This is a genomic window from Acutalibacter sp. JLR.KK004, from assembly GCF_036941085.1.
Taxonomy (GTDB): domain Bacteria; phylum Bacillota; class Clostridia; order Oscillospirales; family Acutalibacteraceae; genus Acutalibacter.
This window is the reverse complement of record NZ_JAYMNQ010000001.1, coordinates 1,282,755-1,299,184: the sequence shown is the minus strand read 5'-3', so window position 1 is coordinate 1,299,184 and position 16,430 is coordinate 1,282,755. Positions and strand designations below refer to the sequence as shown.

The following is a 16,430-nucleotide window of genomic DNA, read 5'->3' as shown; positions in this document are numbered from 1 at the left end:
TATCGCACAGGCTGCGCGCCTGCGTACATACACGCCCCGGTAACGGCGGGGAGCCGGCTGCGCTTACTGGGGAAACGCTACCGCGCCTTCCTTTTCAGCTTGCGACTTGGGAGGGATACGCCTGCGGGCTACTCATGCCGGCTTGCACCTGCCGCCGGCTCTCTGGGATTTTCGCGCCGCCGCGCCTGTCTCCGTCACAGTCTTTCGTCCTATTGGGGGTATTGTACACCATTTTTTCCGGCAAGTCAAGGCCGAAAACAGGGCTCCTGCAAAAACCGGAGGATGCGCTGGTTGAAATCCTTTGCTTCCTCATAGGCGGCATGGCCCAAGGCCTCATACATATAGATTTCACAGGAAAGCTTCCCGGCGATTTCTTCCGACGCAGAGCCTGCAGCCACCTGATCTTCTTTTCCGCCGATGACAAAAGCGGGGCAGGAGATCTGATGCAGCTCCGGGTAGGCGTTGCAGGTCAGGCAGGCTTCTGCAAGGGCAATAAAACGGCTGTAGTCTTTGGGCCTGCCAATTCTGGAAAGGAGGGGGATCAGCCGCCTGTTCTTTTTCCTATACGCCTCTGAATACATTTTCTCAAACATATCAGCCACAAGCCCCGCATAATCCCCTTCCCGCGCCAGCCAAATCCATCTGTTTATAGCTTTTTCCATGGTTTCGCTTATCCTGGACGCGGTAACGCAAAGCACCAGCTTATGCACCAGGCCGGGATGGCGTATCGCAAGATACTGGGCTATCATGCCGCCTTGGGACACGCCCACCACATCTGCGGCGGACAGGCGCAGGTATTCCATCATAAAAGCGGTATCCTCCGCCATATCCCTGATGGTGTACCCGTCCGGCACAGTATCCTTTTTATCCATAACGTATACTGTATAGCCTTTTGTGAAAGCGCGGTACATATAAGCCAGGGGGAGCGCCGCGCCTTTCACCCGCTGGAAGCTCAAGCCGGGGATTAGGACGAGCGTTTTCGCCCCCTTCCCAAAAACCACGCAATCCAAATTTGTACCATCTTTTTTACACGTTATCGTTTTCATGCCGCCTGTCCTTCTTTCCCTAGCCTATAGGTTCGTCAGGGATATCGTCCCCCCTGCCGCCGGATTCCTCTTCTGTACTGCTGTCCGGGCTTTCTCCCTCCTCCGGCTGTGATTCGCCGCCTGAAGCCGATGCCGGGGAAGCCTGCCCCGCAGGATCCACAGGCTGGGAGGTAAACCCTGCCCGGCGCACGTCTGCATAGGAAAGGTCTAAGACCCCTGTCTGATCCTCCCCTATATGGCCTTCCCGCAGAAGCTTATAGCCAAACTGCACCTTGTAATCCAGTTCTGCGGCGTTGCCCAGCTTGCATTCCACCCTGTCCTGATACCACAAGGTGATGTTATAAGGGTCTGTGATGTCCAGGCGGGTGAACTCCCCCCAGGCCCCCAATTCCACAATTTTTTCCAGAATCGTGGAATAGGCTTCCTGCAGGCCCTTATCCTCCACCTGCACCATCCCCCCCGCCTGGGGGTTTTGGGGTGCAAGCCCCTCAATGCGCATAACGCCTTCCCGAGGCTCTGGCTGAGTTTCCAATATTTTCCCTTCCCCGCTGACATAAAGCCACATGCCTTCTGAAAAAACACAGCAAGCCACCTGTGTGCCTGTGATGTGGATTTCCAGGGTGCCTGGAATGTGGCGGCGTATCTCCACATCCGCAATGTAGGGAAGCTGGGCTTTCAGCTTTTTCACCCGGTCGCTGGTGGTGATGAAAAACAGATTATCCCCCACCTCATATTCACACAGGCGCAGGATGTCCTCTGTCTGATACACCACATCCCCGGTAACAGTGATTTCAGAAATTTTAAACAGCAGGGAGATTGCCAGCACACAGGTAACCGCCAGCATAACAAATATTCCGCCCAGCATCAGCAGGCGGCGCAGGCCTTTTTTCATGGGAGGCCTGCGCTTGCGGGGCTGGGGCGGACGCTTAGGGGCAGGAGCCTTCCCGGGCCGGGGGCGCTGGCCCGGGCGGACAGGCCTTCCCCCTGGCTGGGGCGGACGGGCAGGCGCGGGTCTTTGCTGGGAGCGGGGCCGGCGGTTCCCGGCCTCTTTCAGGGGGCGCTGGCCTGGGCGGGCAGGCCTTCCCCCTGGCTGAGGCGGACGGACAGGACGCTCCTGGGCAGACGCTCTGTCCCCGGCAGGCCTGGGCCTGCCGGGGGGCGCGGGCCTTTGCTGGGAGCGGGGCCGGCGGTTCCCGGTTTCTTTCAGGGGCCGCGCCCTTTGAGGCACTTCCCCGTCTGAATGGGAGCGGATATCCACAAAATCGTCCCCATCCCAAAACCCCCGCCTGGGCTTCCTGTTCTGCGCCATAGCCGCTCCCCCTTTCTTTTTTACATCCTAAAAGCGATTTATTTCAGTCCGCCTCCCGGATCCTTGCCCCCAGAAGCGCAAGGTTCCCGGCAATATCTTCATAGCCCCGGCGGATGTATTCCACCCCTTCAATTTCTGTGCGGCCCCGGGCCGCAAGGCCCGCCACCACCAGGGCTGCCCCGCCCCGCAGATCCCACGCCTCCACCGGCGCGCCTGCCAGGCGGTCCACCCCCTCTACAATGGCAACCTTTCCTTCCACCTTAATTTTCGCCCCCAGCCGCTGCAGGCCTTCTGCATGGCGGTAGCGGTTCTCAAATATGTTTTCCACAAAGACGCTGGTGCCGCTGCCCACTGCCGCCATGCTCATTACCACTGGCTGGGCGTCTGTAGGAAAGCCGGGATATGGCATGGTGCGGATATGTTTTACCGGCATAAGCCTGCGGGGGGCCATAATGTTCAGGCTTCCGCCCATCTGCCGCACCTCGCAGCCCGATTCTTCAAAGGGAGAAAGCATGGGCAGGATGTGGGCGTTATCCACGTCCCGCAGGGTGACGCTCCCGCCCGTCACTGCCGCCGCAGCCATGTAGGTGGCGGAAACAATGCGGTCGGGCATCATCCTGTGCTCGCTGCCGAAAAGCTCCTTCACCCCGTCAATGATGACGCAACTCTCCCCCGCCCCGTAAATGCGCCCGCCGCAGCGGTTGAGATAGGCGGCGAGATCCGCGATTTCCGGCTCCCTGGCAGCGTTTGCGATAATGGTGGTGCCCTTGGAGCACACCGCCGCCAGCATCAGGTTTTCTGTGGCGCCCACACTGGGGAAGGAAAGGGACACATAGGCCCCCTGGATGCCCCCCGGCGCCCGGCACTGGAGGCACCCGCCCTTTTCCTCAATCTCCACCCCCAGCTTCTGCAGGGAGGAGATATGCAGGTCAATGGGCCGCGGCCCCAGTTCGCAGCCGCCGGGGAAGCAGAGCCTGGCCTCTCCGCACCGGGAGACAATGGCGCCCAAAAACACAATGGACGATCGCATTTCCCGCATAAGCTCCTGGGGCACCTCGCAGCCGGTCATGGCGTTGTCCACAACCAGATCAGAGCCTTCCCGGGCGCAGCGGCATCCCAAGTGCTCTAAAATGCGTACAGCCGTTTCCACGTCCGTCAGGTCGGGGCAGTTGTGCAGCACGCTTTGGCCCTTGCACAGAACCGTTGCCGCCAAAATAGGCAGCGCGCTGTTCTTGGCCCCCTGGATGCTGATTTCCCCGCAGAGTTCCGCGGGGCCGTCAATAATAATCATAGGGAACACCTCGATTTGTTAGCATACGCTATCATATGAAATGTTCCCAAATCGGTGATTGACGAAGCGCCCGCCCCTATTTCCGCAGATTTTCTTCCTTATGGAAAAAGGCTTTCTCCAGGGCGGCATACTCTGCCAGGCTGCACACGGCCCGGCATTTTTTCTGGATTTTTGCCGATTTCTCCAGCACAGACTCTATCTTCCCGCAGGGGAATGCCCCGCACTGGCTGCACTTTTCCACGCCATGGGCCTTAGTGCAGTCCGTTAAGCCGTATGTACATTCCTTATGGGAGGAGCAGCCTGTGCAGGCCATCTTCTCCGGCGGGACAACGCTGTTCCGCATCCCTGTCCGGTACCACAGTTCGGCGGCCTTTTCCTGCTCCTCCCGGGTGCGGGCTTGATAGCGGGGGCAGGCAAGGCAGTCGTCCCCGCAGAGAGTGATTTTCTCCATGGCCTTCTCCTTATTGTTTCCCGGCCGCGCAGGCCGCCTTAATGGTGCGGTAAATCCGCTCGCTGGCGTCCAGGATCTCCAGCTTCCCCGCGTTTTCCCCCAGGGATTTCAGGTGCTGGGGGTCTGCCAGGATTTCCTCCACCTTGGCCCACAAAGCCTCCCCTGTCAAGTCCTTTTCCTCTATAATCTCCGCCGCACCCCGGCGCACCAGGGCCATGGCGTTGTGGAACTGGTGGTTTTCCGCCACATTGGGAGAGGGCACCAGGATGGAAGCTTTTGCCTTAGCCTCTATCTCCGTCAGGGTCATGGCCCCGGCCCTGCCAATCACCAGATCCGCGGCGGAAAGGCACTGGGGCATGTTGTCGATGTATTCCAAAAGGCGTATCTGGGGGCTCGCGGCCTGGTCAAAGCCAAACTCCCGCAGTTCATCCATAAACTTTTCGTCATGGGTGCCGTATCCATGGATATGCTGCACCTCGCCTTTTTTCGCGCTCTGGGCCAGCATCCAAGCGGCGGCCCGGTTTAGGGCAGAGGCTCCCAGGCTTCCCCCGAAGGACAGCACCAAGGGGCGCTCGTCCAGCCCCAGGGCCTTGCGGGACTCCTCCCGCTGGGCAGAGAGCACCTCCCCCCGCACAGGGTTCCCGGTGACAATGCAGTTTACGGAGTGGTCGAAATAATTCTTGGCATCAGGCACAGCCAGCATCACCGCATGGACAGATTTTGCCAGCATCCGGGTGGTCACCCCGGGATACGCGTTGGACTCATGGATGACGCAGGGAATATGGAGCCTTGCGGCCTCCCGTATCACCGGGCCGCTTACATAGCCGCCGGTGCCCACGCACACGTCCGGGGCAAACTCCTTGATAATGCGGTGGGCCTCGCTGCTGGCAGTGAACATGCGCACCACAGTCTGGGCGTTGCGCATCAGGTTTTTAGGGGTTATCCTGCGCTGGAAGCCGGAGATGGTGATGGTCTGCATGGGATACCCCGCCTTTGCCACCAGCCGTTCCTCCATACCGCCCCGGTTGCCCACATACAGGATTTCCGTGTCCGGCTCTTTTTTGCGCAGATATCCCGCCACAGCCAGGGCCGGGTTAATGTGCCCTGCCGTGCCGCCGCCTGTAAACAATACTTTCATGTCCCCACGATCCTTTCAAAAGTGATGTGCTTTCCACCTTATTGTAACGGCCAGCCGGCCATAAATCAATACCTGGTTCCCGAAAATATGGGAAGGGCACCGGGCGCAAGGGTTTTGCCCCTGCACTCGGTGCGATTCTTAAAACCGGCAAGCTCTATGTCTTTTCCACGCTGGCACTGCGGGAAATATTCAGAAGCACTCCCATCTCCCCCAGCAGCATTAAAAGCGCTGTGCCCCCGTAGCTGAAAAAGGGCAGGCTGATGCCTGTGTTTGGGATGGTGTTTGTCACCACGCAGATGTTCAGCACCGCCTGTATGCCTATCTGGAAAGTAATGCCCAGCCCCAGGAGCATCCCGAAGCGATCCTTGGCCTTTAAGGAAACGTATACGCCCCGCCAAATCAGCATCCCGAACAGCACCATAATCACCAGCGCCCCCACCATGCCCAATTCCTCGCAGACAATGGCGAAAATAAAATCGTTCTGGGGGGCGGGCAGATATAAATATTTCTGCCGGGACTGCCCCAGTCCCAAGCCTAAAAAGCCGCCGGAGCCGATGGCGTATAAAGACTGCCGAGTTTGGTAGGTGTCCACGCCCTCCGGCGCGTTAAAGGGATCCAGCCAGCCCACCACGCGGTCTGTCTGATAGCTGCCGCCAAAGGCCAGCATCAGGATAAGGGCCGCAAGGATAATGGAGCCTCCAATGACAAACCACCGCACCCGCGTTCCCCCTACAAACATCAAAGAAGCGCCCAGCAAAAGGATAATGAGGGTGGCGGAAAGATGGTGCTCCAAAGCAATAAGCCCGGCTATCAGGGCCATAAGGCCCACAAAAGGCACCACGCCATACCGGAAGGTATGCATTCTGGCGGCGTTTTGGGAAATAAGGTGGGCAAACATTAAAATAAGGGCAAACTTCGCCACCTCTGAAGGCTGGAAACGGATGGGCAGGGGGTCGAAATCCAGCCATCGGTTGGCAACACCCTCCACAGGCGCCAGGGAAGTGCCTTTAAAGGCAAGCACAATGATCAGCAGCAGCACGGATACGCCAAGAATGGGCAGGGCCAGCTTGTGGAACTGATGGTAGTCAAAGGTGGAGATGAGCAGCATGGCCGCCGTTCCTGCCAGGGCAAAGCCGCCCTGGCGGCTGATATAGTAATAGCTGTCCCCCTGGCGGTAATAGCTGTCCGCGTAGCTTGCGGAAAAGAGCATCACAAGCCCCACAGCCAGCAGCACCATGATAAACACGAACAGGGGCATATCCAGGCCCTGCCCCAGGGAGAAAATCTTGAACTTTAACCGGGTGCGGCGCTGCCGGGGCCTGTCTCCAGGCTCCCCTCCCCTCTGCCGCTCCCTGGGGGGCGGCGCGGACTGGGGCACCCTTCTCAGGCCCCGGGCCGTCCTGCCTTCTGCTGCCATGGGGATTCCTCCTTCCTATCAGGTAGCTTTGTCTTCTAATGGCTATATTCTGTCCAGGCTCTGGCAGGGCTATACGCCCCACAGCACACAGCAGAAGGCAACGGCTCCCCCTAAAAGGGACACCAAGCCAAAAACTGTGCATATTTTCACCTCAGACCAGCCGCATATTTCAAAGTGGTGGTGGATGGGGGACATTTTAAACAGGCGCTTGCCGTGGGTAGACTTGAAATAAGTGACCTGCAGCACCACGGAAAGGATTTCCGCCCAATAGACTAAGCCGATGGGCAGCAGCAGGATGGGCATATCCAGCCCAAAGGCCAAGGCCCCCACCATGCCGCCTAAAAACAGGGAGCCTGTGTCGCCCATGAAAACCTTGGCGGGGTGGAAGTTCCACATGAGAAAGCCAATGCAGGCTGCCGCCGCCGCAACGCCCAGGACGGAAAGGCCTGTCATGGAGAGGAACCCCGCGCACAGGGCCAGGCTTAAAAAGGCAAAGAAGGTGACAGTGGTGTTCAGGCCGTCTACGCCATCGGTAAAGTTCACCGCGTTTGTAAGCCCCACCAGCAAAATGGCCGCCAGGATATAGTAGCCAGGGCCTAAGTCTATTTGGCCTATAAAGGGGATTGTGGTGGCTGTTGTGTCTCCCGCCAGAGCCAGGGAGGCAAGGTATGCCGCCGCCACGGCAAACTGCAGCACCAGCTTCTGGCGCTCGGTCAGCCCCAGGTTCCGCTTTTTCACCACGCCGATATAGTCATCCATAAACCCAATGGCCCCATAGGCCAGGGCCATGGCAAGGCCCCCCAGCACCCGCACCTGCATGAGAAGCGTCTCTCCGTATCCCATGCCCCGGGCGGCAGGCACGCACACCGCCATGGCGGCAGTGATGCCGATTATGAACATCAGCCCGCCCATGGTGGGGGTGCCCTGCTTGTTCTTGTGCCAGCTAGGGCCTATCTCCCGGATGGTCTGCCCGAAATGCAGCTTGTGCAGGAAGGGAATGAGCCACCGGCCCAAGAAAGCCGTTACGCCGAAGCCCAGCACCGCTGCCATGCAATAAATCACGTTGTTCATGTTTTATCCTGCCTTCCCTCTTTTTTCCTCTCGCTGCCCCTGCCCTATGGCGCTACTCGTCTAGCTCCACTGTGGGCACGTCTGTCACCACATTTTCCACGAATGTCAGGGTGATAACCGTTCCCAGCTTCACTCTGTCGCCTGGGTCTATGCTTTGCAGGCTGACAGTGGTGCCATTGACGGAAGCGCCCTTGACGCTTACCTGCAGGCCGTTAATGCTGGCAACATAGATGGCGTTTGCCAGGTCATAGCCGCTGAAATCAGGCACTTCCACCAGGGTGCTGTCCTCGTCATAGCCCTCAGTGTACAGTACCACCTTGCCGCCCTTGGGTACGGCCCCGCCGCTTTCAGGAATCTGCTGGGTGATAACCGCGTCCCCGTCCTCGCTGCCGATTACGCTGTAGGTAAGGCCCATATCCTCCAGCAGGCTATAGGCTTCCTCCAGGGTTTTGCCTGCAACAGAGGGGGACACCATGTCAAGCTGCTCATATTCGTCCTCTGTATACTGGGCGTCCACCCCCAGGTAAGGCAGCACCTCCTCCATAATTTTAGAGAAGATAGGCCCTGCCACCGCGTTGCCGCCGGTCTGGTTGTTCTGGAGATCGTCCCCGCCAGGCTCGTCAAAGAACACCAGCAGGGCATACTGGGGATCCTCTGCCGGCGCAAAGCCGCAATAGGAGGCTATGTATTCCATGGGCTTGGATCTGTCCTGGTTGTGCTTATCCACCTTTTCCGAGGTGCCTGTCTTACCGCACACCCGGTATCCCATCACATAGCCGCCGTTGGCCGTTCCCACCTCCGCGTTCTGCCGGAGGATGTCCGCAATGGTGGAGGCTGTCTTTTCCGAAATCACCTGCCGGCGGTAGGTGGTGTCCGCCGTCTTGACAATGTTCCCCTCCTCGTCCACAATGCGATCCACCACATGGGGCCGCACCAGATATCCGCCGTTGGCAATTACGCAGCTTGCGGTAATCATCTGCACAGGGGTGATGGTAAAGTTCTGCCCGAAAGATTCGCAGGCAAGCTCTACCGGGCCTAAAGCTTCCGTGCTGTGGTAGATACTGTAGGATTCACCAGGCAGGTCTATGCCTGTCTTTTCCGTAAAGCCAAAAGCTTCCCGGTATTTGGAGAAGGTTTCCGCCCCCAAAAGCCCGCCAATATGCATAAACCAGGGGTTGCAGGAGTTGCACAGCCCTTCCCGGAAGGTGGTAGTGCCATGGCCCGCATGTTTCCAGCAGGAAATGGGATCCTTCATGCCGTCAAATTTCACAGATCCATCGCAGGTGTAGCTGCTGGCCTCCTCAATCACGCCTTCCTCCAGGCCCATGGAGCCTACGCACATTTTAAACACCGAGCCGGGGATATACGTATCCGCCACAGCCTTGTTGCGCCACTGGCGGTTCAAAGCGGCGCTGTAGGCCTCATCCTGCTCATCGTCCGGCAAAGCCTCAATATCCGCCAGCATACTTTCATCCAGGACTGTAAAGGGATCGTTGGGGTCATAGTCGGGCTTTGTGGAAAGGCCGATAACCCCGCCGGTTTTCACGTCCATCATAATGGCCACCGCGCCGTTTTTCACCTGGTATTTTTCAATGCCCTCTGCCAGGTACTTTTTCAAAATGCTCTGCACTGTCTCGTCAATGGTGAGCACCAAATCATACCCATTCTCCGCCGGCACCATCTGCTCCTTTTCAAAGGGCATATCCAGGTTCCAGCCGTTGCGGGCGGAAACCATGCGGCCCGGCGTGCCGCTAAGCTCGTCGTCATAATAAAGCTCCAGCCCCTCCAGGCCGTTGCCGTCCATGCCTGTAAAGCCCAGGATGTTGGAGGCCACTGTTCCGTAGGGGTAATAGCGCTTGTAATCGTCAATCAGCCGCACGCCAGAGTCAATCCCATGCTCTTGCAGGAAATTATTCACCGCGTCCCGGGTGTCAGATTCAATCTTGCGCTTTATCACTTCATAGAAAGAGTCTTTCTTCCCGGTTTTCTGGTAAAGCTCCTCCTCGTCCAGATCCAGTATGGGCGCAAGGCCGGAAGCTATGGTGCGCCGCAGCTCCTCGTCCCCCGCTATAAAGTAGGGTTCCAGCACCACTGTCCACACGCTGGCGCTCTGGGCCAGCACCTTGGTGCCGGTAGCGTCGTAAATAGATCCCCGCATGGCAGGCAGGGAGGTGCTTCGCAGGCTCTGATCCATGGCCGCGGTTTTCATCTCCTCCCCCCGCATAATCTGCCAGTGGAACAGGCTTACAGCCGCCGCCCCAAACCCTATTATCACCAGCGCCGCCGTCAGCCCCATGGCCTTATGGCGCATTTTCTCCGCCATTCCTTTTGGCATCCGCCTTCACCGTCCTTTTCAGGGCCTATGCCCGGATTTTTCAGCCGTACTGTTTTCAAGCATGCCGCTATAAAGAAAAAGCGGGGCAGGCCGCATCTCCCCCCATTTCACCGCTTTTCTGTTACTATTGTTATTCCCGCCAAGCCCCCGCTATAACCCCGCAGGAGCAAATTCCTTTAGGCAAACAGGCTTCTTAAAGAGGCCAGAAGCTTGTCCAGCACCGAGCCGCCGTCCAGATCCTGCAGCACCCTGCCCTGGTCGGCCCGGGCCACGTTGATGTATGTTACCTGGGTGCCGGAAATTTTGCTCATCCCCAGCTTCCCGGCAGCATACTGCTCCACCTGGGCGTCGTTCATCCGCAGGGCCGCCTGCATATTCAACTGGATTTCCACGCTCTCCGCCTTGGCAAGATCATCTGTCACTGTGTTTATTTCCTGGGTAAGCTCTGTAAGCAGCACCTGGCTTTGCACCACGGAAACCACTGTGATAAAAACCACGCTGGAGAACAGGAAATACACCACAAACCGGAACACGTGCCTCTTGGGCTTAACCTGCTTTTGCGTACCCTCCTGTGGCAGCTCCACCACATTCTCCCGGGCTTTGCGCTCCCTGCGGGGCTGCTGCTGCGGCTGTTCCACAACAGCAGGCGCTGCCGCACTCCGTTCCTCGAACAAGGCGAAATCATATGCTTCTGAAAAGTTTGCCATGGCGCTCACCTCCTTTTGGCTTTCTGCCAGCCGAACCGCTTCTATAGTAAAGGAGCCGCGCCCCTGTTATTGTCCGTTTTTCTCAAAAACCCGCAGCCTCGCGCTTCTGGCCCGGGGATTTTCCAGCAGTTCTTCCGCCGAGGGGCTAAGCCCCTTTTTGTAAACCAGCCTCCCCTGTGGCTTTTTCCCGCACACGCACACGGGGAAATCCGGAGGACAGGTGCATCCCTGGCACCAACGGGCCATTTCCCGCTTCACCATCCGGTCTTCCAGGGAGTGGAAGGTGATAACCGCCAGCCGCCCCTTGGGGGCCAACAGTGCAAAGGCTGACTCCAGCCCTTCCCGGAGCCTGTCCAGCTCTCCGTTCACCGCAATGCGCAGCGCCTGGAAGGTGCGCCGGGCCGGGTGCCCTTCTGCCCTGCGCACAGCCGCCGGGACAGAACCCTTGATAATCTCCGCAAGCTGCAGGGTGGTGGCAATCTCCCCCTGCTCCCGGGCCTTGCAGATGCCCGCCGCAATCCGCCCCGCACTGCGATCCTCTCCATACCGGGCAATAATCCTTGCAAGCTCCTCCCGGGGCAGGGTGTTCACCAAATCCCTGGCGGAAAGGCCGGCCTGGCTCATGCGCATGTCCAAGGGCGCGTCGTGATGATAGGAAAAACCGCGCTCCGGGGCATCTAACTGGTGGGAAGAAACGCCAATGTCCAGCAAAATGCCGTCTGCCGCTTCAATGCCATGCTTCCATGCCAGTTCCTTCATCTGGGCGAAATTCCCCTGGGCCACTGTAGACTGGGGATATTTTGCAAGCCTCTCCCCTCCTGCGGCGATAGCGTCCGGATCCTGATCGATAGACAGCAGCCGTCCGCCTGCAAGGCGCTGGAGAATCGCCTCCGAGTGCCCCCCTCCCCCCATGGTGCCGTCAATGTACAGGCCGTCAGGGCGGATATGAAGAGCTTCTATAGTTTCCCGAAATAAAACGGGCTTGTGGTTAAATTCCATATATGCTTCCTGTTTTAGAGCGTGTTCACATAAGTTGAATATGCAGATTTTCGAGGGGATTTAGTGGGGTTCAAGGCAGGAACCGCAAGAAAGGCGAACGTTTGAAAAGCGTTTTCGCATCTTCGAGGATTCCTAACACAGAAGCCCATAAAATAACCCGAAAAGATGCGTGTGATTGCTTTGTGTGTACACGCTCTAGAAATCCAACAGATTCATGGAGGCCTCAATGGCCTCGTCGGTCTGGCTTTCATTGTAGGCGGCCCACCGGGCCGTGTCCCAGATTTCCGCCCGCACTGCCGCGCCGATAACGGTTACGTCCCGGGTAAGCCCCGCGTGATCCCGCAGGTTCTGGGGAATGAGAATGCGCCCCTGCTTGTCCGGCTCCACCTCGGCGGCGCCGGAGAAGAAATAGCGCTGGATGCCCTTGCCCTGGGCCAGGGGGATGGCCGCGACCTTCTCCACCAGGCTGTCCCACTGGGACTGGGACAAAAGGAACAGGCAACCGTCCAGGCCCCGGCAGACATAAAACTTGTCCCCCAAGTCCTCCCGGAACTTGGAAGGCACTGTCACCCGGCCCTTCTGGTCCATATTATGCTGATATTCACCAGTCAACATAATTCCTGCGCCCTTCCGATTTTTGCCCCGGAGAAAAGCGCCTGCACCAGAAGCCACCCTGCCCCACTTTTATGCCACAGCGTGGAACTTCTCCCCACTTTTCACCACCCGGCTTCATTATTATACCCTAGAAGCCCACTGAATGCAATTCGGAAAATCCGTTCGACCCCTTCTGAGAAAAGGAACGATGGTATGTTCGGGCAGATAGTGGGGGAACAGAAATTCCCCTCGCTATATCTAGCGAGGGGAATTCTAAAAATCATGGGATTTATTGAATTTGCTGGAATCTTCCGGGTCACATTTGTGAATTTCGCTGGGAAGCCTTGATATTCTGCCTGGTTTTCCGCAGTTCAGACAGTCCTTCCGCCAAAGCTTCGTCTGTGCGGCGCATTAAATCGTCTACATAATCATTGCTGGCCTTGCGCATTTCCTTGAATTTTGCCTGGGCCTGGGCGATAAGCTCGTTGGCCTTCTGCTGGGCCTGGCGCACAATCTCCTGCTGATCTACCAGCGCCCTGGCCTTTTCTTCTGCCACGCGGATAATGGTTTCTGCCTCCCGCTGCGCCTCGTTGAGAATCTGCGCCCGGTCTGCCACAATGGCCCTGGCCTTATGCACCTCTGCGGGGATTTCTTCCTTAATTTCGTCCAGAATCTGCCGGACCTCCTCGCCGTCTACAAACAGCTTGCCGCCGGACATAGGCATTTTCCAGCCCTTTTCCAGCATGTCATACATTTCGTCGATGAGATCTTCAATAGTCGCTTGGTTATTTGCCATGGAAAACTCTCGTCCCTTTCTTTGCTGATTCCTGACGGGAAGCCCGCAGGCTGCCGCTAACCCTGTTTACAAAGGCGTTCCTGGATGGTATGCAAAATGCAGTCGGGCACAAAATGGGAGATATCCCCTCCGAAGCCCGCAATCTGCTTGACAACGCTGGAGCTTAAAAACATGTTGTCAGAGCTTGTGGGCAGGAACATGGTTTCTAAATGCGGGTTCAGCTTTTTGTTTGCCAGCGCCTGCTGGAATTCATATTCAAAGTCTGACACGGCACGCAGGCCCTTCACCACCACCATGGCGCCCTTCTCCATGGCGTAATCCGCCAGCAGCCCTGTCACCCGGTCTATTTCCACATTTGCAAGGCCCGCGCCGTCGCACACTCGCTGCAAAAGCTCCATGCGCTCCTCCACAGAGAAGCTGAAATGCTTCTGGGGGTTCACCGGCACCGCCACAATAATCCTGTCAAATATCTTGCACGCCCTGCTGATAATGTCCAGATGGCCCATGGTCACCGGGTCAAAACTGCCGGGGCAGATTGCTGTCCGTATCATAGCTTGTCTCCTTTTCGGGGGTACTATTCTCCCACAGGCCTGCAATAGCTTGTCAGCATAATCTTCCCATACCGATACTGCCTGTACAGGGCAAAGCCCTCCGCTGCCTCCGGCATCTGTTCCTCCCTGGGGTGCTCGCACACAATAATACCGCCAGGGTTCATGTGCCTGGCTACCGCGGGTAAAGCCTCCTGCAAAAGGCCTGTGCGGTAGGGCGGGTCTAAAAAGGCTATGTCAAAGCTACCCGGGCCGCTGTGCAGGAAAGCCCTGAAATCCATGGGCGCCAGCCGCGCCCGGCCCTCAAGCCCCAAAGCCCGCAGGTTTTTTTCTATCACCTGCTGGGAGGCCCGGGAGGCATCCACCAGCACAGCCTCTCCCGCCCCCCGGCTGAGGGCCTCCAGGCCAATCTGCCCGGAACCGGCAAACAGGTCTAAAAACCTGCGCCCCTCAATGCGGAACTGCAGTATATCAAACAGGGCTTCCTTCACCCGGTCAGAGGTAGGGCGCACTGCGTCCCCTTCCAATGACAAAAGCTTTTTGCCCCGCATAGTGCCTGAAATAATGCGCATATGCTTGTCTCCACGTAATAAATCAAGGGATATGGCCATCCTGCCTGAAAACTTGTTTTTCCAGTGTATTCACTGTATTATCCCATTATTTTCTCCATATGTCAACTGTTTAAACCATTTTATCGCGGTTTATTCCCTGTTTTTCTTCAATTTTCAGGGCTTTGCGCCCCTGTTTCCCCTTCCGCCTCCAGGCTCCCATGGAAAAATTCAAAAACCCGTCGGGCAGCGGGCTTTGTCATGCCCGGGGCTGTTTCCAGCTCCCGCAGGTCTGCCCCCGCCACATTGGCAACGGTTTTGAAGTGCTTCAAAAGGGCCTTGGCCCGGGTCTGGCCGATGCCCTCAATAGACGTAAGGGTGGAGGAAATGGCGGCCTTTTTCCGCTGCTGCCGGTGATATCCGATGGCAAAGCGGTGTACCTCGTCCTGAATGGAGGACACCAGGGTGAAGGCCCGGCGGGTGGAACTGATGGCAATCTCCCCCCCTGTCAGGGCGATAGCCCGGGTGCGGTGCTTGTCATCCTTTACCATGCCGAAAAGGGGCACCGCTATCCCCATTTCGTCTAAAAGGGGCTGCACTGCCGCCACATGGCCCTTGCCGCCGTCTAAGAGGATTAAATCCGGCAGGCGGCCAAAGCCTGTGCCGTCCCCCTCCTGCTGATGGGCCTTATATTCCTCAAACCTGCGGCGGATAACCTCCCGCATGGATCCATAGTCGTCCTGGCCCTCCACAGTCTTGATTTTAAACTTCCTGTAGGCAGACTTCAAGGGCCTGCCGTTTTCAAACACCACCATGCCTGCCACATTCTCCCCGCCCTGGAGGTTGGAGATGTCGTAGGACTCGATATAGGCCGGGGCCTTTTCCAGCCCCAGCAGGCGGCGCAGCTCGTCTAAGGCGGAAGCGTCCCGCCCTGCGGTGCCTGTGTGCTGGGCAATGCTCTCGGCGGCATTGGTGCGGCACATCTGCACAAGCTGGTGCTGCTCTCCCCGCTGGGGCGCCGTAATGTGTACCGCCCGCCCCCGCTTTTCCGAAAGCCACCGCTCCAAAAGCTCCCTGTCCTCTATCTCCCCATCCAGGGCAATCACAGGAGGAATCCGATCCCGTATGCCGTAATACTGCCGCAGAAACTCCGACCGGGCTTCCGGGTCAGGCTGGCAGCCTTCGGTGAGGAAGCTTTCCCGGTCGCTGAGCTTCCCCCCTGTAAAGCGGAACACCTCAAAGGCGGTGTGGGTTTCACCCTGGGCCAGGGCAAACACGTCCTGCTCCTCCACCCGGCTTGCCACCACTTTCTGGCGCTCCTTCATCTTGTTGATGGCGCTTATCCTGTCCCGCAGCCGGGCCGCCAGCTCAAACTCCATGTTCCCGGCGGCTTCCTCCATTTTGGCGGTAAGGGCGCGCACAGAGGTGCTGCTGCCCCCCTTGATAAAGTCCAGGGCCTGCTGGAAGGCCTCGTTATATTCTTCCTCCCCCATGCGGCCCCGGCAGGGGGCGCAGCACTGCTTGATGTAGTAGTTGAGGCAGGGCCTGCCCTTGCCGAAATCCTGGGGGAATTTCTTATTGCAGTCTGGCAGGCGGAAAATTTTCCGGGCGGAGTCAACGGTTTGCTTAATAGACCAGGAGCTTAAATATGGCCCGATATACTTGGCTCCATCGTCCTCCATTTTTTTCACCTCGGTAATCCGGGGCCAGCTTCCGCCGCTAACCCGGATATAACTGTACCCCTTGTCATCCTTCAGCAGGATGTTATATTTGGGCTGGTTCTGTTTAATGAGGCTGCTTTCCAGCACCAGGGCTTCAAACTCGCTGTCCGTGATGATGTACTCGAACCAGTCCACATTCTGCACCATCCGGCGCACCTTTTCCTCGTGGTTGCGGTCGGAGCCGAAATACTGGCTCACCCGGTTTTTCAGGGCCTTGGCCTTGCCAATGTAGATAATCTCCCCAGTTTTGTCGTGCATAATGTACACCCCTGGGGACAAGGGAAGCTGCATGGCCTTTTTCCGCAGTTCCTTCTTCTTTTCCGCCCGTTCCTCTATGCTGTCCATTGCGCCCTCCCCTATGCGGTTACCGTATATATGGGGCTGCCGCCCCATGCCCCGCCCAAAGGGGCTTTTTGAAAAAAGCCCCTTTGGAATCCTCAAAAACTTTTATATTACTTC

General features: G+C 57.7%; 15 protein-coding genes. All 15 read right to left on the bottom strand.

Features of this window, described 5'->3' with window-relative positions; genetic code table 11:
• Positions 1 to 245: 245 nt before the first annotated feature.
• The 15 genes from VSQ30_RS07175 to uvrC all read right to left on the bottom strand — a co-directional run bounded on the left by VSQ30_RS07175 (position 246) and on the right by uvrC (position 16,316).
• On the bottom strand, positions 246 to 1,046 hold the full coding sequence (locus VSQ30_RS07175; RefSeq protein WP_334463049.1) for an alpha/beta fold hydrolase: 801 nt from the start codon (positions 1,044 to 1,046) through the stop codon (positions 246 to 248).
• A gap of 19 nt (positions 1,047 to 1,065) precedes the next feature.
• A complete protein-coding gene (locus tag VSQ30_RS07170) occupies positions 1,066 to 2,355 on the bottom strand; it encodes a cell division protein FtsQ/DivIB (protein WP_160641136.1) in 1,290 nt (429 codons plus the stop codon).
• Positions 2,356 to 2,398: 43 nt separating this feature from the next.
• Positions 2,399 to 3,646 carry a UDP-N-acetylglucosamine 1-carboxyvinyltransferase gene (gene murA / locus VSQ30_RS07165; RefSeq protein WP_334463048.1) on the bottom strand — a complete coding sequence of 416 codons (1,248 nt, stop codon included), beginning with the start codon at positions 3,644 to 3,646 and terminating at the stop codon, positions 2,399 to 2,401.
• 76 nt (positions 3,647 to 3,722) lie between these two features.
• Positions 3,723 to 4,097 carry a DUF3795 domain-containing protein gene (locus VSQ30_RS07160; protein ID WP_334463045.1) on the bottom strand — a complete coding sequence of 125 codons (375 nt, stop codon included), beginning with the start codon at positions 4,095 to 4,097 and terminating at the stop codon, positions 3,723 to 3,725.
• Between the two features lie 10 nt (positions 4,098 to 4,107).
• Positions 4,108 to 5,235 (bottom strand): undecaprenyldiphospho-muramoylpentapeptide beta-N-acetylglucosaminyltransferase, encoded by a 1,128-nt coding sequence (murG, locus tag VSQ30_RS07155; RefSeq protein ID WP_334463044.1) that lies wholly within the window; start codon positions 5,233 to 5,235, stop codon positions 4,108 to 4,110.
• 154 nt (positions 5,236 to 5,389) lie between these two features.
• Positions 5,390 to 6,652: an FtsW/RodA/SpoVE family cell cycle protein gene (locus VSQ30_RS07150; protein WP_237076106.1), complete on the bottom strand. Its 1,263-nt coding sequence runs from the start codon at positions 6,650 to 6,652 to the stop codon at positions 5,390 to 5,392.
• Positions 6,653 to 6,721: 69 nt separating this feature from the next.
• On the bottom strand, positions 6,722 to 7,723 hold the full coding sequence (gene mraY / locus VSQ30_RS07145; RefSeq protein ID WP_160641132.1) for a phospho-N-acetylmuramoyl-pentapeptide-transferase: 1,002 nt from the start codon (positions 7,721 to 7,723) through the stop codon (positions 6,722 to 6,724).
• 52 nt (positions 7,724 to 7,775) lie between these two features.
• Positions 7,776 to 10,046, bottom strand: coding sequence for a penicillin-binding transpeptidase domain-containing protein (locus VSQ30_RS07140; RefSeq protein ID WP_237076105.1), 2,271 nt, complete (start codon positions 10,044 to 10,046; stop codon positions 7,776 to 7,778).
• A gap of 188 nt (positions 10,047 to 10,234) precedes the next feature.
• A complete protein-coding gene (locus tag VSQ30_RS07135; protein WP_160641130.1) occupies positions 10,235 to 10,765 on the bottom strand; it encodes a hypothetical protein in 531 nt (176 codons plus the stop codon).
• 66 nt (positions 10,766 to 10,831) lie between these two features.
• Complete coding sequence (gene rsmH / locus VSQ30_RS07130) at positions 10,832 to 11,764, bottom strand: 16S rRNA (cytosine(1402)-N(4))-methyltransferase RsmH (RefSeq protein ID WP_334463043.1); 933 nt, start codon at positions 11,762 to 11,764, stop codon at positions 10,832 to 10,834.
• Between the two features lie 195 nt (positions 11,765 to 11,959).
• Positions 11,960 to 12,379 (bottom strand): division/cell wall cluster transcriptional repressor MraZ, encoded by a 420-nt coding sequence (gene mraZ / locus VSQ30_RS07125; RefSeq protein WP_334463042.1) that lies wholly within the window; start codon positions 12,377 to 12,379, stop codon positions 11,960 to 11,962.
• Positions 12,380 to 12,674: 295 nt separating this feature from the next.
• Entirely contained in the window at positions 12,675 to 13,154 is a 480-nt protein-coding gene (locus VSQ30_RS07120; RefSeq protein WP_160641124.1) for an ATP synthase subunit B family protein, read from the bottom strand.
• 56 nt (positions 13,155 to 13,210) lie between these two features.
• Positions 13,211 to 13,705: a pantetheine-phosphate adenylyltransferase gene (coaD, locus tag VSQ30_RS07115; protein WP_334463041.1), complete on the bottom strand. Its 495-nt coding sequence runs from the start codon at positions 13,703 to 13,705 to the stop codon at positions 13,211 to 13,213.
• Between the two features lie 23 nt (positions 13,706 to 13,728).
• Positions 13,729 to 14,313: a 16S rRNA (guanine(966)-N(2))-methyltransferase RsmD gene (gene rsmD / locus VSQ30_RS07110; protein WP_334463039.1), complete on the bottom strand. Its 585-nt coding sequence runs from the start codon at positions 14,311 to 14,313 to the stop codon at positions 13,729 to 13,731.
• Between the two features lie 107 nt (positions 14,314 to 14,420).
• Positions 14,421 to 16,316, bottom strand: coding sequence for an excinuclease ABC subunit UvrC (uvrC, locus tag VSQ30_RS07105; protein WP_334463037.1), 1,896 nt, complete (start codon positions 16,314 to 16,316; stop codon positions 14,421 to 14,423).
• Between the last annotated feature and the right edge of the window lie 114 nt (positions 16,317 to 16,430).